Source organism: Streptomyces sp. V1I1 (assembly GCF_030817355.1).
GTDB lineage: Bacteria > Actinomycetota > Actinomycetes > Streptomycetales > Streptomycetaceae > Streptomyces.
Window position 1 is genome coordinate 7,861,015 of sequence record NZ_JAUSZH010000001.1, and the last position, 21,778, is coordinate 7,882,792.

13 protein-coding genes are annotated in these 21,778 nt (G+C 71.2%); 12 read left to right on the forward strand and 1 reads right to left on the reverse strand.

Annotated elements, in window-relative coordinates:
* The first annotated feature begins 409 nt into the window (after positions 1-409).
* The 4 genes from QFZ67_RS36755 (at position 410) to QFZ67_RS36770 (ending at position 7,202) form a co-directional block, all read left to right on the forward strand.
* The gene (locus QFZ67_RS36755; protein WP_307665368.1) at positions 410-1,234 is read left to right on the forward strand and encodes a type VII secretion system-associated protein; all 825 of its coding nucleotides are present in this window, start codon (positions 410-412) and stop codon (positions 1,232-1,234) included.
* Complete coding sequence (locus QFZ67_RS36760; RefSeq protein ID WP_307665369.1) at positions 1,231-2,499, forward strand: ricin-type beta-trefoil lectin domain protein; 1,269 nt, start codon at positions 1,231-1,233, stop codon at positions 2,497-2,499. Before QFZ67_RS36755 ends, QFZ67_RS36760 begins: the two co-directional genes overlap by 4 nt.
* A gap of 144 nt (positions 2,500-2,643) precedes the next feature.
* Positions 2,644-5,961: a right-handed parallel beta-helix repeat-containing protein gene (locus QFZ67_RS36765; protein WP_307665370.1), complete on the forward strand. Its 3,318-nt coding sequence runs from the start codon at positions 2,644-2,646 to the stop codon at positions 5,959-5,961.
* Positions 5,958-7,202 (forward strand): S8 family serine peptidase, encoded by a 1,245-nt coding sequence (locus QFZ67_RS36770; RefSeq protein WP_307665371.1) that lies wholly within the window; start codon positions 5,958-5,960, stop codon positions 7,200-7,202. Before QFZ67_RS36765 ends, QFZ67_RS36770 begins: the two co-directional genes overlap by 4 nt.
* 254 nt (positions 7,203-7,456) lie before the next feature.
* Here the strand turns inward: QFZ67_RS36770 and eccCa are convergent, their stop codons facing one another.
* Positions 7,457-11,494: a type VII secretion protein EccCa gene (eccCa, locus tag QFZ67_RS36775; protein WP_307665372.1), complete on the reverse strand. Its 4,038-nt coding sequence runs from the start codon at positions 11,492-11,494 to the stop codon at positions 7,457-7,459.
* Positions 11,495-11,948: 454 nt separating this feature from the next.
* Between eccCa and eccD the strand changes: the two genes are divergently transcribed.
* The 8 genes from eccD to QFZ67_RS36815 all read left to right on the forward strand — a co-directional run bounded on the left by eccD (position 11,949) and on the right by QFZ67_RS36815 (position 21,767).
* Complete coding sequence (gene eccD / locus QFZ67_RS36780; protein ID WP_307665373.1) at positions 11,949-13,355, forward strand: type VII secretion integral membrane protein EccD; 1,407 nt, start codon at positions 11,949-11,951, stop codon at positions 13,353-13,355.
* Between the two features lie 45 nt (positions 13,356-13,400).
* Positions 13,401-15,026, forward strand: coding sequence for a type VII secretion protein EccB (gene eccB / locus QFZ67_RS36785; RefSeq protein WP_307665374.1), 1,626 nt, complete (start codon positions 13,401-13,403; stop codon positions 15,024-15,026).
* A gap of 510 nt (positions 15,027-15,536) precedes the next feature.
* Positions 15,537-15,872: a hypothetical protein gene (locus QFZ67_RS36790; RefSeq protein WP_215089266.1), complete on the forward strand. Its 336-nt coding sequence runs from the start codon at positions 15,537-15,539 to the stop codon at positions 15,870-15,872.
* 85 nt (positions 15,873-15,957) lie between these two features.
* Entirely contained in the window at positions 15,958-16,266 is a 309-nt protein-coding gene (locus tag QFZ67_RS36795; RefSeq protein WP_108153175.1) for a WXG100 family type VII secretion target, read from the forward strand.
* A gap of 333 nt (positions 16,267-16,599) precedes the next feature.
* Positions 16,600-17,067, forward strand: coding sequence for a type VII secretion system-associated protein (locus QFZ67_RS36800; protein ID WP_215089262.1), 468 nt, complete (start codon positions 16,600-16,602; stop codon positions 17,065-17,067).
* A gap of 128 nt (positions 17,068-17,195) precedes the next feature.
* Positions 17,196-20,795: an AAWKG family protein gene (locus QFZ67_RS36805; RefSeq protein WP_307665375.1), complete on the forward strand. Its 3,600-nt coding sequence runs from the start codon at positions 17,196-17,198 to the stop codon at positions 20,793-20,795.
* A gap of 142 nt (positions 20,796-20,937) precedes the next feature.
* Positions 20,938-21,393 carry a YbaB/EbfC family nucleoid-associated protein gene (locus tag QFZ67_RS36810; RefSeq protein WP_108153178.1) on the forward strand — a complete coding sequence of 152 codons (456 nt, stop codon included), beginning with the start codon at positions 20,938-20,940 and terminating at the stop codon, positions 21,391-21,393.
* Between the two features lie 2 nt (positions 21,394-21,395).
* Complete coding sequence (locus tag QFZ67_RS36815) at positions 21,396-21,767, forward strand: hypothetical protein (protein WP_108153179.1); 372 nt, start codon at positions 21,396-21,398, stop codon at positions 21,765-21,767.
* Positions 21,768-21,778: the final 11 nt, after the last annotated feature.

The window sequence follows — 21,778 nt, forward strand, 5'->3', positions numbered from 1 at the left end:
CGCGTGACCCTCCGCGGCGGCGGCCGCGGACCGGTCCGAGCCTTTCCGGGCTGCGAACCTTCCGAGCCGCGAAGTCCTCCCGTACAGAGCTGGCTTGGACGTCCGGGCGGAAGGCATGTGTACGTCGACGGGGTCCGATGGCACACCCAACTTAGCCTGTCACAGGGGCGACAGCAGCACCCCCAGCCCCAACCGACCCACCGCTTTGTCCACCCACGCCTCACTGGTCCCCAAAAGTTCACCACCGGGCAGCAAACGGGCACGCGGGCCCCTGATACGGACATGACCCGGTCGCCCACGGGCGGGGCGCGTGTGGCATCCTGTTGGCTCCCCGATCTGATCAACGTCGAGGTGCGCGCATGGCGCGCGGCACCCAAGAATTCGTACGGACCGAAGAGTTCAGGTGAAAATGCGGCCCGGAGAACGGCAAGAGGGCAGGCATGATGCCTTGTCCGTGGCGCCTGACGGCTCCGGCCCGACCGCCGCTTCCGAGCCAGTCGTTGCCGACATCACCGAGACCACCAAATTCGCGGACACGCCCGAGATACCCGAGGCCGTGCGGGCCGCCGCCCGCCGGGCGCCGGGGCACTGGATCGGCGTCGTCGACCCGGAGTGGACCGAGGAGCGGACGCCGCCGGAGTGGGCGGTGCTGGGGGAGTGGCAGTCGGACGAGGACGGGGGCGTGGGGGACTACCGCGCCAACCCGGCGTACCGGCCCTCGGCCCGGGTGCTCGGCTGGCCGGAGCCCAGCGACCCGGTGGACGCGGCGGCGCAGCGTGCCGCCACCGGTTACGGCTCGGTGGACGAGGCGCTCGCGGCGCTCGCGGAGGCGGAGATCACAGTGGTGCGCGGGCCGGACGGCGGGCCGCTCACGGCCACCGGCCTGGACGGGGCACCGGTGGTGCTGTTGTTCACCTCGCCGGTACACGAGTTCATGTCCGCGGCACTTCGACATGACACGCTTCCCGCACGCGAGTTGGCCCGTTCACTGAGTGATTCGGGCACCCGGTTGCTGGCGAACGCCGGAGCCGCGGCCCCCTTGCTCGTCCCGGCGGACAGTCTTCTCGATCCCGTACGTGTGCCGGGTGCCGAGGGGGCGCCCGCAGCAGAGGCCGTGACGGTGGAGAGCTCCGGCGGCCTCTCCGGCTCGGCGGACCGTACCGGCCCTGCGGCCGCGGCCCGGACCGACAGCTCTCCTGAACCCTGGCCCCACACCACAGGGAGGACCACGTGACACCATCGGCCCCACAACCCCCCACATCCCCGAGTGCCGAGCCCGGTTCCGACGGCGAGGAGACGGCCGCGACCGGAGCCGTCGCCGAGCCCGCACCCAAGACCGAGCCCAACTCTGAGCCCGCGGAGGCGAAGAGCGGAGCCGAGGCCGGTACGAAACTTGCCGCGGCCGAGGAGACGGCCGCACAGGGCAGCACCACCGAGCCCGAAGGCGGCGCCAGCTCCGAGACCGGCACCAACTCTGAGACCGGCGCCAGCTCCGAGACCGGCACCAACTCTGAGACCGGCACCAACTCCGAGAGCCGAGCCGGCTCCGAGACCGGCACCAGCTCCGAGAGCGGGGCGGCCTCCGGCAGTCAGTCCGAAGCCGAAGGCGACCCCGGTGCCGCCGCGGCCGCCAAGAGCCGGCTGCCAGCGTTCGTACGGACCATGACTGTGACCGCGATCGACCGGCCGCAGCAGCAGGCCGGACCGGTGGGGCGGCCGGGTAGGGCGGTGCTGGCCGGGGCCGCGGTCGCGGGGGCGCTGCTCGTGTCGGTGCCGTTCATGATGCTCGGCGGGAACGACGACAAGGACCGCAGGGGGCCGGCGTCGGAGGGAACAGTGCTCGGCGGGAACGCGCAGGACGCACCGGGCGAGTTCGCTGCGACCACGCCCGACACCGGTTCCTCCGGCGACGGCAAGAAGGACCCCGACCAGCAGGGCAAGCAGAAGGAGCCGGTGAAAGAGGCTTCCGCGTCCGCCCCGGTGAAGGGCGGGGACAAGGGCGAGGACCGGCCGAAGGACGCCGGTGAGAAGGACCAGCCGGAGAAACAGAGCGGCGGGAAGCAGTCCGACGGCCGCAAGGACCAGCCCGCGAAGGCCGGTTCGGGCGTGACTCTCAGTGCCCCCGTCTCCCTGCGCAGTCACCTCTCGGGCCGTTGCATCGACGTACCGGGCGGCGACTTCAGCGACGGCAAGCAGCTGTTCGTGTGGGACTGCAACAACGGCCCCGCACAGAAGTGGCAGTTCGCCTCCGACGGCACCGTCCGCATCAACGGCAAGTGCCTGGACGTGGCCAACGCGAACTACAACGACGGCACCCCCATCCAGATCGCCTGGTGCAGTGGCAACGCCGCCCAGAAGTTCGTCCTGAACGCCAGCCACGACCTGGTCAACACCGTTGTCGGCAAGTGCGTCGACATCAAGGACAACAACCGGGGCAGCGGGGCCTGGCTGCAGCTGTGGAGCTGCGCGGGGACCGACAACCAGAAGTGGAGCGTCTGACAGGACGCCCGCAGACCGAGAACACCGCTCTCGGCACTCGCCCGCCCCCAGGGCGAGGCATGATGGCACCGTCGGCTAGCCGACACGCGCCCCCGGACGAGGGGGCGCCCACTGCAGACGCCCCCGTGGCAAGGAGGTTGGTGCGTGTCGCGCCAGGTACTGACCGTCGGTCCGGGGGACCGGGACCGCTACCGGACGATCGGTGAGGCACTCGCGGCCGCCCGTACCGGCGCACTCATCAGCGTCCGGCCCGGGACATACGCGGAGAACCTGGTGATCAACACCAGGGTCACCCTCACCGCCGCCGAAGGGCGGGGGACGGTGGAGATCCGCCCGCGCTCGGGCAGCGTGATCGCGCTGCGCGCCGACGCCGTGATGCTCTCCGAACTGACTCTGCGCGGCGGCGACGCCGAACTGCCGGCCGTGGACGTGCGGCGCGGGCAGGCCGCCCTCGACGGCTGTGAGGTCGTCGGCGCCGCCTGGACCGCGATGCTGGCCGGCGGAACGGGTTCACTCGCGCTGCGGGAGTGCCGGGTGAGCAACCCGCAGGGCGCGGGCATCGTGGTCACCTCGACCACGCCAACCACCGTGGAGTCCTGCACCTTCGAACACCTGGGCACCAGCGGCCTGGTCATCGCGGAGCAGGGCGAGGCACGCATCCGCGGTTGCACGGTCCGCGACGCCCGCGGCAACGGCCTGCTCGCCAACGGCGAGGCCCGCGGCACCGTCGAGGACTGCGACATCTCCTCCACCGACAAACCCTCCATCGCCCTGGAGCAGAACTGCTCCCTCTCGGTGGTCCGCACCGTGGTGCACGACACCAGCACCGGCGTGCACCTGAGCAGCGGGGGCCGTACGACGCTGGAGGACGTCCGCGTCACCGGAGCGTCCGGGAACGGCATCACACTGGCCCAGGGCACCGACCCGGTACTGCGCCGCTGCCGCGTCTCGCGTACGCGCGGCCACGGCGTGCTCGTCACCGACCGGGCGCGCGGCACCTTCGAGGACTGCTGGGTGGACGGCGCGCAGGGCGCGGCGCTGCGGGTCGCGGGAGCCGCCTCCCCGGCCCTGACCGGCCTGACGGTCCGCGACTGCGACCAGACCGGGCTGCTCCTGGAGGAGGACTCGGCGCCGGAGCTGGACCACCTCGAGGTGATCGGCGGCTCGCCCGCGATCGCGGTGCGCGGCGGTGCCAACCCGCTGCTGCGACGGGCCCGGCTGGTGGAACCCTCCGGTGACGGCATCTCAACCGCCAAGGACGCCCGCGGCCGCGTAGAGGACTGCGAGATCGTCCGGCCGAAGGGCGCGGGTGTACGCGTCGCCTCCGGCAGCACCCTCTACCTGGCCGGTGGCGGGGTCTCCGACACGGCCACCAGCGGTCTGGTCGTGGAGGACGGCGGCAACGTCACCGTCCGCGACTTCCGCGTCGAGATATCCGGCGAGGAGGGTGTGGTCGTCGCCACGGGCGGCGAGCTGACCGCCAACCGCACCGCGGTGCACGCCCCCAAGGGCCACGGTTTCCTCCTCCGCGAGGGCGCGCTCGCCTCGCTCAGCGGCTGCGAGGTCTCCGGCGGCGCCCAGGACGGCTTTCGGGTGGAGTCCACCGCGCCGGTGTCCCTCGTGAACTGCCTCGCCCGGGAGAACGAGGGCGGCGGCCTGGTGCAGACCGAGCCCGGCGACCGGCTGGCCGTTGAGGGCCTGAACAGCACCGGCAACGGCAAGCGGGACGCGTGGGGCAGCGGCAGCGCCGAGAACACCGACCCGGCCGGCTCCGGCGCCGCGGACGCGCCCCCGCCGGACCGCGCGGACGGCCCGCTCGGCGCCCTGAACGCGCTGATCGGCCTGGAGAACGTCAAGCAGCAGGTGCGCACCCTGGTCAACCTGACGCAGCTCGCCCAGCGCCGCGAACAACTCGGCATGTCGGCCCCGCCGATGAGCCGGCACCTGATCTTCGCCGGTCCGCCCGGCACCGGTAAGACCACCGTCGCCCGCCTGTACGGGGCGATCCTCGCCGAACTGGGTTCGCTGCGCAGCGGGCACCTGGTGGAGGTCTCCCGAGCCGACCTGGTCGCGCAGGTCGTCGGCGGTACCGCGATCAAGACCACCGAGACCTTCCAACGGGCGCTCGGCGGTGTGCTGTTCATCGACGAGGCGTACACGCTCGCCTCGGACAGCGGCAATGGCGGCGCCGACTTCGGCCGTGAGGCGGTGGACACCCTGCTGAAGCTGATGGAGGACCACCGCGACGACGTGGTGGTGGTCGCGGCCGGCTACTCCCGCGAGATGGAGTCCTTCCTCGGCTCCAACCCCGGCTTGGCTTCCCGCTTTTCGCGGACCGTCGAGTTCGAGAACTACTCGGTGCCCGAACTGGTCGCGATCATGGAGAACATGTGCGCCCAGCACCAGTACGAGCTGGGCGAGGGCACCGCGGCGGCGCTGGCCGCGCACTTCGAGGCGATGCCTCGGGACAGCGGCTTCGGCAACGGCCGTGCCGCACGCGGGGTGTTCGAGGAGATGGTGGACAGACAGGCGGTCCGGCTCGCCACCCTGCAGCAGGTCGGTGAGCACGACCTGCGGCTGCTGCTGCCGGAGGACGTCTCCGCCACCGCCGCCACGAAGGCCGCCGAGACCGCGGCCCCGGCCGACGACCCGCTGACCCGCCTCGGCGACATGATCGGCCTGGCCGAGGTGAAGCGCGAGGTCGCGGACCTGGTCAACCTCATCACCACCGCCCGCCACCGTGCCGCCGCCGGGCTGCCGGTGCCCTCCCTCAGCAACCACCTGGTCTTCACCGGCCCGCCCGGTACGGGCAAGACCACCGTCGCCCGCCTCTACGGGGAGATCCTGACCCAGCTCGGCATCCTCGACCGGGGCCAGCTGATCGAGGCGGCCCGCGCCGACCTGGTCGGCCGCTACATCGGCCACACCGCCCAGCTGACCCGCGAGGTCTTCGAACGGGCCCGCGGCGGCGTGCTGTTCATCGACGAGGCGTACACCCTCACCCCGCGCGGCGGCGGCGCCGACTTCGGCCAGGAGGCCGTGGACACCCTGCTGAAGCTGATGGAGGACCACCGCGACGAGGTGGTCGTCATCGTCGCCGGCTACACGGACGAGATGGAGCGCTTCCTCGCCTCCAACCCGGGCCTGTCCTCCCGCTTCCCGCGCCGGATCTCCTTCGCGGACTACTCCTCAGAGGAACTGGTCACCATCGTGCGGGCCCAGGCCTCGAGCATGGGCTACGAGTGCGGAGCCGGCACCGGCCCGCTGCTCAAGGAGTACTTCGACTCGCTGTCCCGGGACCGCTCCTTCGGCAACGCCCGCCTGGCCCGTCAGGTGGTCGAGTCGATGGTCACCCGCCAGGCGGGGCGGCTCAGTTCACTGGCCACACCCACTCTGGACGACCTGCGCATCCTGCTCCCCGAGGACGTCGTGTCCGCGGCACCGAAGGCGGCTCCCCGATGACGATGCCCGCCCGCGGGGTGGCCCGCCTGCTGTCCGGCACCGGACTCGCCGCCGCGCTGCTGCTGCCCACGGCCGTCCCGGCCCAGGCGGCACCCCCGTCGCGCCTGCCGGCGGCCGACGGGAAGAAGGGCCAGGAACTGCCCGGCATGCCCTCCGCGCTCGATCCGGACGCGGATGCGGTCACCTGCACCCCCGCGTCCCGCGAGAAGGCGAAGAAGCAGGACTGGTCGCGCCAGCGCCTCGACCTGGACCGGCTGCACCAGTACAGCACCGGCGCGGGCGTGACCGTCGCCCTGATCGACACCGGTGTCGTCCCGGGCGCCGCCGGGCTCAGCGGCAGGGTCACCGCCGAGGGCACGGCCGCCGACGACTGCGTCGGTCACGGAACCTTCATGGCCGGGCTGATCGCCGGGACCGGCGACGGCGGCTCGCTTCTGACCGGTGTCGCCCCGGGCGCGAAGATCCTGGCCCTGCGCGGTACCGACCAGCGCGGTCAGGCGAGCGCCGACCTCGTCACGCAGGCGCTGCGCGAGGCGACCGAGGCCGGAGCCGACGTCATCGCCGTCGCGGCGGCCCTGCCGCGTCGTGACGCGGAACTGACCCGTGCGGTCGCCGACGCCCGCCGTGAGGGCGCGCTGGTGGTCGCCGCGGCCACCCCGGACCCGCCCCGGGGCGGCACCGACGAAATCCCGTCGCGCACCTACTGGCCGGCCGGTGAACCCGGGGTCCTCTCGGTCGCCGACATGCTTCCCGGCGGTGTCCGCCCGGACAACTCCCTGGCCACCAGCGGCATCGATCTGGCCGCCCCCGGCGCCGGGGTGGTCTCCGGCGGCCCGCGCGGCGACGGCCACTACCTCGGCGCCGGAGCCTCGGTGGCCACCGCCTACGCCGCAGGGGCCGCCGCGGCAGTCCGTGCCGTCCGGCCCGACGACTCGCCCGACGCCGTCGCGCGCCGTCTCACCGCCACCGCCTACCCCGCCGACATCCCCCAGCTGGACCCGTACGCCGCCGTCACCACGGTCCTCGGCGACTCGGGTACGGCTGCCGGTGCCGAGCGCGCCGCGGACCCCGTGGCCGTCCGCGACACCTCGGCCGCCGACCGCGCCACCGACCGAGCCACGCATTTCGTCCTCCTCGGCACCGCAGGCGTCCTCGCCATCCTGTGGGCGGCCTTCGCCCTCCCCAGGGCCCGCGCCCGGGGCTGGCGTCCGGCGGGAGCGGGCGGCACGGACAAGGACTGAACGGAGCTGCGGGTGGGGTGCCCCTTGGCGCCCCACCCGCAGGCCCGTACGGCCGGCCCCGGCAACTCGCCGGTGCCGGCCGTACGTTGTTCCCGACCAGTTGCCGACGCCGAAACGCCGGCTCGAGAACTCGCCGGTCACCCATCGGTCGCGGCCGTCCACCAGGCCGTACAACCGGCCGGAACCGGTAGCGGGGGCCACCTCAAGTGGCCCCCGCTACCGGTTCCGTACGTACCCTTCGCGCTCGTGGTCCCTCAGTCCGCCTGGCCCTGGGGCTCCTCCACCAGTGCCGTCTGCATCAGCTTCGCCCGGCGACGGGCGATGTGCAGCGCTCGGCCCGGAGGGAGGTTCCGGGGCTTCGCGTTGCCGAAGAGACGGCCCTCCGTGGGCGGGCAGGAGAGGAGGACGGCGGGGTTGTTGGCCTCGTCGAGGCGGCGGATGAGTCCGTCGCTGAGGCCGCGGCCGGCGCCCATGGCACTGCGGGCGACCACCAGGTGCAGGCCCATCTCGAAGCCGAGCGTCAGGTACTCGAAGAGCGGCTCCATGGGGCTCTGGAACGAGCTGCCGGAGACCATGTCGTAGTCGTCGATCAGGATGAACAGACGCGGGCCGGTCCACCAGTCGCACTTGCGCATGCGGCTGGGGGCGATGTCGGCGCCGGGGACGCGGGTCTTCATCGCCCTGGCCGCGCCCTCGATGGTCTCCTTGAGGTTGTCCAGGGAGATCACGTGCCCGATGCGGTACTCCTCGGGGACGGTGTCCACCAGGGTGCGGCGGTAGTCCACCACGATGATCTTCGCCTCGGCGGGGGAGTAGCGGGCGGTGATGCCCGCGGTGATGCCGCGCAGCAGGTTGGTCTTGCCGCTCTCGGTGTCGCCGACCACGATCAGGTGCGGGGTGCGGCTGAAGTCGTGCCAGACCGGTTCCAGGGCGTCCTGGTCGATACCGAGAGGCAGGCGCATGCCGCCGCCCTCGGTGGACTCGGGCGCGGGGAGTTCGGCGAGCGGGAGCCGGTGCGGCAGCATCCGCACCTGCGGGGCCGGTGCGCCGGACCAGTGCCGGGCGACCTCGGTGACCAGGTGGGCGACGCCCTCGCCGAGGTCCTCGAGGGAACCGCTGCCGTCCAGCCGGGGCAGGCCGGCGAGGAAGTGCATCTTGCTGTCGGCGGTGATGCCGCGACCGCCGCTGCGCGGCACCGAGCGGGCCTTGCGGGTGTCGATCTCGGAGTCCATCGGGTCACCCATCCGCAGTTCCAGGCGGGTGGCGGACTGGTCGCGCACCTGCGCGGACAGCTCCACCCAGCGGGTCGTGGTGATGAGCAGGTGGATGCCGTAGTTGAGGCCGCGGGCGGCCAGTTCGTTGAACTTCGGGATCAGGTCGTCGTAGTCCTGGCGGACCGTCGACCAGCCGTCGACCACCATGAACACATCACCGAACGGCTCGTCGGGGAACTCCCCGGCTGCCCTGCGGCGGCGGTAGGACTGCATGGAGTCGATGGTGTGGTCCACGAAGAACTGCTCGCGCCGGGCGAGCAGCGTCATCACCTCGGCGACCGCCCGGTGCACCCGCTCCGGGTTGAGCCGCGCCGCGACGCCGCCCACGTGCGGCAGCGCGGCGAGCTGCGAGAGGCCGCCGCCGCCGAAGTCCAGGCAGTAGAACTGGATCTCGGCGGGGGTGTGGGTGAGGGCGAGGGCGCCGATCAGGGTGCGGGTGAGCGTGGACTTGCCGCTCTGCGAACCGCCCGCGATGGCGACGTGGCCGCCTGCCCCGGACAGGTCCACGATCAGCGGGTCGCGGCGCTGCTCGAAGGGCTTGTCCACCAGGCCGACCGGAACCCGCAACTTGCCGGTGCCGGACCAGCCGGTAGCGGTGAGGCCGCGCTCGGGGTCCGGAGCGATGCCGGGCAGCAGGGCGTCCAGCGGGGACGGCTCGTCCAGCGGAGGCAGCCACACCTGGTGGGCGGCGGGGCCCGAGTCGCGCAGCCGGTCGAGGGCCACGGCGAGCAGCGTCTCCTCGTCCTCCTCGCTCTCCTCGGTCTCCGGCTCCGGTTCGGGCGCCGCCTCCAGCGTGCGCGGCACCACCCAGCCGCTGGTCCACGGCACCACCTGGCTGGCCACCCGTGCCTGCACCACCGCGCCGGTGCGACGCCGGTAGGTGCCGGAGGAGTAGGCCGCCCGGAAGCGGGTCAGTGACTCCACACCGGACTTCAGATAGCCGCTGCCGGGCTGGGCCGGGAGCTCATAGGCGTCCGGCACACCGAGCACGCCGCGGCTCTCCATGGCGGAGAAGGTGCGCAGGCCGACCCGGTACGACAGGTGGCTCTCCAAGTGGTGCATGCGGCCCTCGTCCAGGCGCTGCGAGGCGAGCAGCAGGTGCACCCCGAGGGAGCGGCCGAGGCGGCCGATCATCACGAACAGGTCCATGAACTCCCGGTGCGTGGAGAGGAGCTCGCTGAACTCGTCGACCACCACGAACAGGCTCGGCAGCGGAATGAGGTCGGCCCCCGCGGCGCGGGCCCGCTCGTACTCCAGGGCGGAGGTGTAGTTGCCGGCCGAGCGCAACAGCTCCTGGCGACGCATGAGTTCGCCGTGCAGGGCATCCTGCATGCGCTCCACCAGCGCCACTTCGTCGGCCAGGTTGGTGATGACGGCGGAGGTGTGCGGGAGTTCCTCCAGACCCAGGAAGGTGGCGCCGCCCTTGAAGTCGACCAGGACGAAGTTGAGGGTCTCGGAGGAGTTGGTCAGCGCGAGGCCGAGGACGAGGGTGCGCAGGAGCTCGCTCTTGCCGGAACCGGTGGCGCCGATGAGCATGCCGTGGGGGCCCATGCCGCCCTGCGCGGACTCCTTGATGTCGAGTTCCACCGGGCGGCCGTCCACACCGACCGCGACCGGAACCCGCAGCCGCGCGGCGCCGGTGTGCCGGGCGAAGAGCGTGGCCGGGTCGTGCCGGTGCAGGTCGGGGATGCCGAGCAGGGTGGTCAGTTCGACGTCGCTGTCCAGCGGCTGCGCGATGTCGGTGCCCAGACTGATCCGGCGGGAGGTGAGCAGCCGGGCCAGCGACTCCGCGGCGAGCGGGCCGAGCCGGTCCGGGCGGCCGAGCGGCACGGAACGCTCCTTGCGGCTGCGGTCGGTGCGCACCAGGCTCACCCGGTCGGGACCGACGGTCAGCCGCAGCGTGTTGCGGCCGGGCCGCCAGCGCAGCGCCCCGGAGACGTCGAGGACCACGGCGTTGCGGTAGCCGTGCCCCTCCCAGCGATGGCCCTCGGGGACGGTGACGCCGTCCAGGACGACGACGGTGTAGGGCTCGTCACGACCGGGGCGGGCATCCGCGTCGAAGCCGGGACGCTCGGCGAACTCGGCGCCGAGCAGGTCGTCCAGCTCGGTGAGGTCGGCGGTGATCCGGCGGACCTGACCCGCGCCGTCCTCCTCGTGCGGGTGCAGCGCGTGCGGCAGCCACTTGACCCACTCCCAGTCGGGCCGCCGCTCGTCACTGACACAGACCGCGATCCACAGCTCCTCGGGCGCGTGGAACACCGCGAGCTGGCCGAGCGCGGCGCGCACGAGAGCGCGTACGGCGTCGGTCGGGTCCTCCACCGGGGCGCCGCCCTCGGCCCGGGCCCCGCCGGGCTCCCCGGCCGGCGGGACGACCGGCTCGGCGGTCGCCCGGCCCGGAGTCTCCTCGGGGCGCAGCAGGATCCGGGCCGAGGAGCGCAGATAGAGGCCGAGGGGCTGTTCGGGGACGGTGGAGTAGGCGCGGATGAAGCGGCGCAGGGCGTGGGCGCAGAGCGGTTCGAGGTCCTCCACCGGTCGGGTGGAGACCGGTTGCAGGGTGAGCGCGAGCTGCTGCTCGCCGACCGCGAGTCGGGCCTCGCCGAAGTCCTCGTCGGTCGGACGGCGCTCCCACAGCCGCGAGGTGCGGGCCAGCGAGCGCAGCGAGGCGGGGTCCGGGTGGCGCCAGGCGAGCGCACGCTGCTGCTCTACGATCGTGGCACGGACCCGCTTGCGGGTCTGCGCCAGATAGCGGAGGTAGTCGCGGCGTTCGCCCTTCAGGCGCTGCTTGCGCTCGCTGGAGCGGCGCATCAGCTGCCCCAGCAGCATGGCACCGGCGGAGAGCGCCATGACGCCCATCGCCAGATACATGAAGACGCCGTTCCCGCCGCCGGGGCGCAGGAACATCAGCATCATGGACACCGACATCAGCGCCATCGGCAAATAGGTCCATATCGCCGAGGTGTCGGGCACGGTCTCGGCGAGGACCGGTGGCTCCTGAAGGGTCAATTGACCCTCGGGCATCTCCGGTCCGCGTCTGCGGGCCGGCCGGCGAAACAGCACCACACTCAAGGAACAGAACCTCCGGTTTCACTGCCTTTGTGGCCCGCACCGAATACCGGCACGCCCGGTAGCGGGAAAGACCGCACCGAGCTGATTCTCCGGGTGCCGCATGACGCGGTGAACGCCGGGGTGAATGTTTCGAGCGGACAGCGGGGACGGTCAACTCCCGTGAAGGACAACTCCATACCGGACAATGAGTCCGGTCCGCAGCACGATCCGGCGGGCGTAGGCAGTAGTCTGCATTCACGGAACGCGACCTGTCCACGTGGGAGAGGCGGTCGCGGGCCGCGCGGACACAATTCCCCAGCCCGGTACCCCCGTTCCTGGCCGCGCCGGCCTTCCGTACTCTTCGCAGGTCCCCTCTCCGGGGGAAGTCCTCCTGTCAAAGCCCCCACGGAAGACGAGAGTTCAGCTGATGACCGACAGTGCGGTGGCCGAGCTGTGCCGCCTGACCGTACGTGCGCCGAGCGTCTCCGTCGATCTGGCCGTGCCCGCCGACGTGCCGGTCGCCGATCTCCTGCCGACGCTGCTCCGTTATGTGGGCGAGGAAGTCGAGGAGGCCGGTCTCGACCATGCCGGCTGGGTGCTCCAGCAACTCGGCGGCGCCCCGCTCGACGAGGAGACCACCCTCGCCCACGCCGGGTTCGCCGACGGCGCCGTGCTCTACCTGCGCCCGCACACCGAGGCGCTGCCCGAGGCCCGGCTTGACGACCTGGTGGACGGGATAGCCGACACCGCGGGCCGGAAGCTGCACACCTGGCACCCCGAAGCGGCCCGCGGACTCCTGGTGGGCACCGCGGTGGCGACCGTGGCGGCCGCCCTCGCGCTGGTGCTCTGGCCCGGGGCGACCGGCTCCGAATCCACTCAGGTCGCCTTCGCGGCCGTGACCGGGCTGCTGCTGCTCGCGGGCGCGGGCTCGGCCAGCCGCGCGGTCGGCGACCGCCTCTCCGCGACCGCGCTCGCCCTGCTCGTCGCGCCCTGCCTGGCGCTGGCCGGCTGGCTGCTGCCGGGCGGAGACCTGACCGGCCCCGACGCGGCACAGGTCGCGGGCGCACGGCTCCTCGCGGCAGGCGCGGCCGGAGCGGGCGGCGCGGTCCTGGCGCTCGCCGCCACCGCGGTCGGCGCCCCGGCCCTCTTCGCCACCGCGCTGGTCTCGGTGGCGACCGCGATCGCCGGGGCCCTGATGGGCTACACCGGCCTGGACGTACCGGCCTCGGTGGCGCTGGTGGCGACCGTGGTCGCCCTCGCCGCCGGAGCGGTGGCACCGTTCGCCTTCAAACTGGCCGGGATGCGCCTGCCCGCGCTGCCGTCCTCCGCAAGCCAGCTCCAGGAGGGCATCGAGCCCTACGCGGGCGACGAGGTCGCCGAGCGCACCGAACTGGCCGGGCGCTGGGTCACCGCGCTCTTCGCCGCCACCGGCATCATCGCCGCGGCCGCCCTGGTCGTCCTCACCGACCACCCGAACCTGCCCGAGGTGCTGACCTCCGTCGGGCTGAGCCTGCTGCTGCTCCTGCACTGCCGCGGCCTGGTGCACATCGGGCAGCGGCTGACCCTGGCCGTACCCGGCGTCTGGGGGCTGCTGCTGCTCGCCCGCTCCTGGGCGGTGGACGACCACGGCGACGGACGCGTACTGGTCTTCGCGGTGCTGCTCGCCGCCGCGGCCGCACTCGTGATCGCCGCCTGGACGGTGCCCGGCCGCCGGGTGCTGCCGTACTGGGGCCGCGCGGCGGAACTGGCGCACACCGGCTTCGCGGTGGCGCTGCTGCCGCTCGCCCTCTGGGCGGCGGGGCTCTTCGGCTGGCTGCGCGGCCTGTTCGGCTGAGCACACCCCTACGCCGCGGCATGGAGAAGGAGTTGAGGAGAGGCCGTGCAGTCCAAACGAGACCAGGTACACGCCCACACGTTCATGATGGGCAGGCTCAGCTCGAGCCTGCTGATGGCCGACCCGGACGCCCCGGAGAGCCCGCTCGGGCGCACCACCCGGGGCGTGGTCTTCGGCGTACTGGTCACCGTCCTGATCGGCGCGGGCGCCACCGTCTACGGCCTGCTGCGCCCCGGCGGGAACGACGGCTGGCGCGACGGCAAGCACCTGGTGGTCAACCGTGACACCGGCGCCCGATATCTGTGGACCGGCACCGACGGCGTACTGCACCCCGTGCGCAACTACGCCTCGGCGAAGCTGATCGGCGGCTCCGACCTGGCGACCGCGGACGTCCGTACGCCCTCGCTGCAGGGCGTCCCGGTGGGCGCCCCGGTCGGTATCCCCGGCGCCCCGGACGTCGTGCCCGGGGCCGGCCAACTCGACGACGGCGCCTGGCACATGTGCGTCACCGGTCCTGACGGGGCGCTGCCCAACACCTCCGGCGTCGTGACGACCAGCGGGGTGGACAAGCCGGGCGCCACCACCGTGGCGGCCGGGATGCCCCTGGACTCCCGCGGCATCGGCCGCGACCGCGGTGTGCTGGTACGCGGCCCGGACGACACCGAGTACCTGGTGTGGCGGGGCAGTAGGCTGCCGCTGGACCGTGCCTCCGACGCCCGCAACGCCCTCGGTTACGGCTCCCAGCAGCCGATGCGGGTCTCGGCGGCCTTCCTCGACGCGCTGGCACCCGGCCCCGCCCTGAAGCCGCCCGCGGTGGCGGGGCGCGGCGAGGAGGGCCCCGAACTCGGTGGTGAGGCCAGCCGGATCGGCCAGCTGTTCAAGGTCAGCGTGCCCGGCGGCGGCAGTACCTACCACCTGCTGCGCAAGGACGGCCTGGTGCCGCTGACCCGGCTCGGCGCCGCCCTGGTGCTGGGCGACCCGGCCACCCAGAAGGACGCCTACCAGGGGCAGTCGCCCGAGGTGCGCACGGTCGGCGCGGACGCGCTGCGCGAGCACCGGGCGAAGGATGCGGGCTCCGCCGGATCCGCGGAGCTGCCGGACGCGCCGCCGCTCCCGCAGTCCGCGGAGCGCGGCACCGCGCTCTGCGCGCAGGTGGACGGCGACAACGGCGGCGTGCGGATCAGGTCGGTGCTGGTCCCGCTGACCCAGCTCGCCCCGGTCGCGGTGTCGGAGGGCACGGCCCAGCCGCTGAAGCCGGCCTGTGTCCCGACGGACGCCACGGTGGTACGGCCGGGGCACGGCGCTCTGGTCCGGGCCCTGCACGCGAGCGGTGCCGCGCACGCCGGAACCACCTATCTGGTGGCGGAGAACGGCGTGAAGTACCGCGTCTCCGCCAAGGAATCGCTGGCAGCACTCGGGTACGAGGCCGCGGACATCGGCTCGGTCCCGGCACCGCTGCTGGCGGCCTTCCCCACCGGCGCGGACCTCGACGCGACCGCCGCGGCCGGCGCCGCCGAACCCAAGGTGACGGCTCCCGAGTGCGGCGCCGCCGATCGGTCGGAGCAGCCCGGGAAGACCGAAGAAGCGGACAAGGCGAACAAGGCGGACGAGGTGGATGAGGCGGACGAGGCAGGCAAGATGGACGCAGCGGGCGCCGCTTCACAGAGCTGACACCACGCACCGATTCCGGCAAGGAACACATGCGGCGCCGAGGGAAAGAAAAGAAAAGGACGCGCGGAGGGAAACGTCAGGCCAAACTCGGCGCACATGGCGCGAAGTCGCCGAGTCGGAGGAGTTGTCGAGTTGTCGCGGTGCCGCATACGAAGGCGAAACCTCAGGAGAAGCTCAAGTAATTCGGCCCGGCGGTACCCGGGGAACTCCGCGGGTACGCGCGCATTGCCGGGTGCGGTCCTTCCCGATGACCGTTCGGTCTCTTCGTGTGCCCGTTTCTCGCCCGTTCGGGGGTCGACCTGCGGACGGTCACGTCCTGTGTGCCCGTCGGTCGGGCGTACCTGTTCATCCTGCTGCAATGTTCGCACAACTCCGTTGCCATACAGGCGAATTCTTCAGAACCGGCCGTTGCTCACATCTTCCCTGCACGCGTTGCGCGGAACCCTGTTTTCTCTTTAGCCTCAGCGGGCAACGGTGCGACGAGACGCGCCTGAACGAAGGGAGCGTGACATGGCGGACAGTGCCGCGAGGAAAGCGGATTATGCCAAGGGCTTGGGGGGCGTCTCCTCTCTGGAGTCGGCCCGGAACCAGGTCGAGAAGATCCAGGACAACGTTGCCCAGATCGCCGCGCGTTCGGGCGTCGGTGGCGACGAGGGCCAGGCCCTGCTGAAGCTCTTCCGTAGCTGGAACACCGAGGCACAGAAGGTCGTCGTCCAGATCAGCACGATGATCGACGCGCTCCAGGAGAACGTGACCTCCGCCAACCGCCTGGCGAAGGAGAACCAGGACCTGACCGAGGTCCTCAACAGCAAGACCAGCCAGGGCGTCTTCGAAGCACTGCGCTGAACCACCCGCGGTACCGGCCCTCTTCGACAGGGCCGGACTTCGTGAGCTTCCCGGGCCCGGCGCCCGGCCTTCGAGAGGAGACGTCATGGCCGACGGCATCATCGACGTGCAATACCCCAAGGTTCAGCAGGCCATCGAGGAGTTGATGGAACAGACCCAGGGGATCATCACGACCCTCAACAACCTGGAGGACGAGCTGAAGCCGCTCGTCACCTCCTGGGAGGGCGCGGACCAGGAGAAGTACCGTGAGGTCCAGGCGGAGTGGGACAACGCCACCAAGAACATGGCGCGACTGCTCGGCGACAACGGCGAGCTGATCCGGACCATCCACGACAACCACTCCCGTGACGAGCGCAAGAGCGCCGACAACTGGGGCAATGTGCGGGCCCGTTAGGGCCTGGGCCCCCGGGCCCGGCCGGGGCTTTCCCCTCGTCCGTCCCGAGGGGCGGGACCCGGCGTCGCGTGCGTGAGGTCGAAGGCGCCGAACCGTCCGCATGGCAGCCCCATGCGGACGGTTGCGGCAAGTTGAGGCAACAGGCCGCGCCCCTGCTCCAGGACTCCGGGAAGAACGTGCCGGACGCCGCCGAGCAGGCGAGAGTTTCCCGACAGAGACCCGGTGGGCCGACCCCGCACGCAGGCCCGCCGATCCGTCCCTCGTCCGTACGCCACATGCCCACCGGGTCATCCCGTATCCCCGTCCGGCAACCAAGCAGCAGGAGATCGTCCCATGGCCGGTGAGAAGGCCGACGTCAAGCATTTCGACCTCAAGCAGATGGAGAACTTCCGGGACAACGAGGTACAGCCGGTCTACACCGCCGCGAAGAAGCACCGCGAGGACGGCGACGGGTCCACCATCCGCCCACTCGGCCAGCTCGTCGACGGGCACACCACCGCGGAGAACCTCGACCAGGACAAACAGCTCCTGCGCATCGGCAAGATGGTCACCGAGCCCCTGGTCTCGGGACCGAAGCTGATCGAGGGCGTGCGCGCCGCGGCCGAGTCCATCGACAAGCTGCTCGGTGACCAGATGGAGCTCTTCAAGGAACTGAAGGAGGCGCTCACGGACACCATCGAGGAGGCGAACAAGACCAAGGACAAGAACCTCGGGGCGATCGACGCGCAGACGCTGCTGCAGACCTTCGAAGAGGTCGACACGCTCACCGCCGGCACCACCGGCGAACCGGAAGACGACTGAGTCAGAGCCTCGCGCGCCGGCAGAGGCCACGGCCGCTCGGCGCGCCCCTGTGAGAGACACACGCCTGCCCATCCGTACGAAGACGCGGTGCGCGGGCACGGACGACAACCGACCAGAAAGGGCGCCCGGTGGCCGATCGGTACGATCCCAACTCCGTCGCCAATCTCGACAAGTTCGACAACGCCGGCGACCCGTCGAGCGACACCTGGGCCACCCTGGTCACCCACATCACCGGCTATCCGGTGCCGGACAGGAACACCGTCTTCGACACGCTCCGATCCGATCACGGCGGCAAGCTCTTCCGGATGGACATCAAGGAGCGCAGCCTCAGCCTGCTCGTCAAGGACTCCGGCTTCCTGACGAACAAGGGCGAGGACTACGACATCTGGTTCTTCGACAGCGGCAAGAAGCGGTCGATCATGCAGGCCCGGATCGTCTTCGAGGGCCGCGTGAAGGCCGGCGAGGAGATCATCTTCGCCGGCCCGGGTTCCGACAACGTCCACGACGCCCAGGTCCGTGAGGGCAACGAGTTCACGGACTACAACAAGGACAAGATGAGCACCATCCCGCTCGCCCGGTACATGAACGGGCCGCGGGCGGCGCTCCTCGCCCTGCTGCGAGGCAGCAGCCAGGACGCCCGGTTCAGCAACCTGGGCGTGGCTGGGGGCGACTCGGTGGACCTGAACTCCTTCAACACCACCGGGGACTCCTTCGACTTCGCCGCCAAGTTCTTCAGGGACCACGCGACGGTGCTGAAGGACTGGGAGGACCGTTTCGGCCGGGACGACGCGAGCTGGAAGGGCGAAGCGGCGGAGGTCTTCCGCAGCCTGATCAAGAAGATCCGCGAGAACTACGACAACTACGTCGAGACCTTCGACTCCTCGGTCGGCACCGGCGACGAGACGGGCACCGGCAACACGGTGTACTCACGCGCCCTCTCGCTGGGCCGCAAGTACCTGGAGGACTCCGCCACGAAGCTGCTCGACGCGTGGCTGACCTGGGCGAAGTCCTCGTACTACGACCCGCACCAGGTGCTGCGCTACGTTCTGGACGACCTCGCCCAGTGGGTGGACTCGAACAACGTCGCCAAGACGGACATCACGTCGACCACCACCCGCTACACCACGACCGTCAGGCACAGTCCGCAGGGCGGCTTCTCGCAGGTGCATCCGGAGTACGGCGACCTGACCGACATCGCCAACTGGGCGAAGGTCGGCGACAAGGCCGTCAAGATCTGGAGCCAGGGCGTCGACGAGTACCTGGGCAAGCCCGCCGCCCAGGTGCAGTCGGACCTGAACAACCACTTCATCGACCTCGGCAAGGACTTCTCGGAGAACGTACCCAAGCCGAAGTCCACCAGCACGGCCTCTGAGGAGTACGAGGAGAAGAAGCTCAAGGAGGAGCAGGAGGAGATCAACAGGCAGAACGAGGAGAACCGCAAGTACCAGGAGGAACTCCGCGAGGAGCAGAACCGGCAGCGGGAGGAGGACAAGAAGTATCAGGACGAGTTGCGCGATGAGCAGAACCGGCAGCGCGAGGAGGACAAGAAGTACCAGGACGAACTGCGCGCGGAGCAGGAGAAGGAGCAGGAGGAGGCCAAGCGCCTCCAGGACGACCTGCGGAACGAGCAGAACCAGCAGCGCGACGAGGACAAGAAGTACCAGGACGAACTGCGCGAGGAGCAGAAGCGCGAGCAGGAGGAGGCCAAGCGCGAGGCCGAGGAGCAGGCCAAGGCCATGCAGGAGAGCCTCGGCGGCCTCAACGATCCCAACGCGGTCACTACACAGAACCTCGGCAGCCTCGACGACCTGCTGAACCAGAACAACCCGGTCACCGAGAGCCCGGGCGACATCGGCGACGTGAACAGCCAGCTCGGTGACGGCCAGGGGGTCCAGACCGACACGCCGATCACCACGCCCCTTGGCAACCTCGGCGGGTTGAACGCCGGGGGCGGCGGCCCGCTCAAGACCCCGACCGGTGGGACCACCCAGGCCGACGGCGGCAAGCTCACCACCGACTTCCTGGACGGCAGCAGCACGTCCTTCGATCCGGACAGCGGGCTGCTCACCACGACCTCCCCGGACGGCACCGTCACCACGCAGGACCTGGGCAACGGCCTTCAGGTGACGAACCCGGACGGCTCGGTGACGTCCCTCGGTGACGACGGCAAGCTGACCACCACCTTCCCGGACGGCACCACCCAGACCGTCGACCCCTCGACCGGCCAGGCGATCACCACCAACCCGGACGGCACCACCACGACGACCGACCTGGGCAGCCTCACCGATCTCAACGGCAGCCTGAACGGCGACGGCGTGCTCGACGGCCCGACCGGTGCCAGCACCCAGCTGAACAACGCGGGTGACCTGACCACCGACTTCCTGGACGGCAGCAGCACGTCCTTCGACCCAGACAGCGGGCTGCTCACCAGCACCTCGCCGGACGGCACCGTCACCACGCAGGACCTGGGCGACGGCCTCAAGGTGACGAACTCGGACGGCTCGGTGACGTCCCTCGGTGACGACGGCAAGCTGACCACGACCTTTCCGGACGGCACCACCCAGACCGTCGACCCCTCGACCGGCCAGGCGATCACCACCGATCCGGACGGCACCACCACCACCGAGAACCTCGGCGACCTGGGCAATCTCAACGGCCAGAACAGGCTCGGTGACCTGAACGACCTGAACGATCTGGGTGATCTGGGCGACATCAACTCCGACATCACCACCGAGACGATCGGCGACCTGGGCGACCTCAACAGCGACCGTTCCGGCCTGGAGACCCCAACCGGCGGGAGCACCGAGCTCGACGACAGCGGCGACTTCACCACCACGTTCGCGGACGGCAGCAAATCCACGTTCGATCCGGACAGCGGGTTGCTCACCACCACCGACGCGGACGGCACGACCACGACCACCGACCTCACCCACGGGGCGAAGGTGACCAACTCGGACGGCTCCAGCACCATCCTGGACAACGGCCAGTTGACTACCACCTTCCCGGACGGCAGCACCCAGGTCATCGACCCGGACACCGGTATCGCCACCATCACCGACGCGCAGGGCAACACCGAGACGGTCGACCTGCACGACCTCAACTCTTCGGGCGGCAACGACAGTTCGAGCATCCTCGACCGCCTCGGGGACCTCAACGGGATCGGCGGCGGCGACGGCACCACCTCCCGCGACGTGCCCCTTTCCGAACTGGGCCTCAGCGGCGGCGTGAGTACCGGGGCATCCGGCGGCGGCCTCTCCGGGGCGGACTCCCTGTCGTCCTCGGACGGTTTCAGCGCGGCGGGAGTCGCACCCCTCTCGGACAGCACGGCCACCCCACTCAGTCCGGCCGCCACCGCGGCCGCCGCGGCCGGCACCCCTGGCGCCCCCGGAATGCCCGGCAGCCCCGGCATGCCGATGGGCGGCGGCATGGGCGGCATGGGCGCGGGCGGCGACAAGGGCAACGGCGAGCGGGTGCGTGCCGTCCTGGTCGACGCGGCGGAGGAGAGTGAGCGCCGCAACCGCCGTCGGCGCAGTCCGTGGAACCGTCAGGAGGACAGTGACACCTTCCTGACCCCGGCCGCCCGGGTGACGACCACCGGTGGCGGCGACTCCCCCGAGGAGGAGGCGCAGCCGGGCCGCAGGTCCACCAGTTCCGCCGACTATCTGGAGGAGGACGAGGACGTGTGGGGCACTGAGGAGGGCGGCACCCCGGCCGTCATCGGGCGGTGACCAGGGTGCTGGTCCGGCGTGACCACCGGGGAGAGACGAATCCCACCCGGCCCCGGCTTCCCCAACCGAGCGCTCACCAGGCAAGATCAGCGGGGAAGTTGACGGATCTACGGAGAGACCGACGGAGAAGGGCGGAGCGGGCGTGACGGAACCGCTGGAGAAGCGTCTGGAGAAGGCGATGGCCGAACTCCAGGCGGCCCAGGAGGCGGTCGCGCGCACCGAGCGCGAGCTGCGTCAGGCGTCGTTCGCGGTGCTCTCCTCCGACCGCGCGGTCCGCGCCAGCGTGGGCCCGCAGGGTGAGCTGACCGGGATCGAGTTCCTGGAGAACAAGTACCGCGACATGTCCCCCCAGGAGCTGGCCGCCAGCGTCCTGGAGGCGGCGAACGCGGCACGCGTGAAGATGAACCGGCATGTGATGAAGGCGATGGCGCCCTTCGCCGAGCCCAGCAGCAACGTGCCGGAGCTGAAAGGCTTCGAGCTGGACTGGGAGCGGATCTTCGGCCCCGAGGTCCTGCGCGACGACGACGAGGACAAGGAGCGCGGCGGCCAGGCCGCCCCCGCCTGGCGGGACGCGCTCGGCGAGGACGGGGAGGACTGACGATGGGACAGCGGTACTACGTCGACCCGCAGCGCATCGAGGCTCTGGCGGGACAGCTGGAAGAGATCGGCACCCTGGCCAGAAGCATGACCGAGGAGTTCCTCGACGAGCTGGCTCCGACGGTCAGATGGCCCGGTACGGAGGGCGAGTTCGCCGAGAAGGCCAAGCCGCAGGAGCAGAAGGAGCGGCAGACCACCAAGGACACCATGATGTCCATCCGTGACGCGCTGGTGGGGATCACCGACGCCACGGTCAGCCAGGTCCGGCTGATGAAGAACACCCGTGACGCCAACATCGAGGACATCGAGCAGAACAACAGAGAGATCGACACCCATGGGCTCGACGGCGGCCCGGGCGGGCATGGCCGCCGCTGACCTCCGCGCCG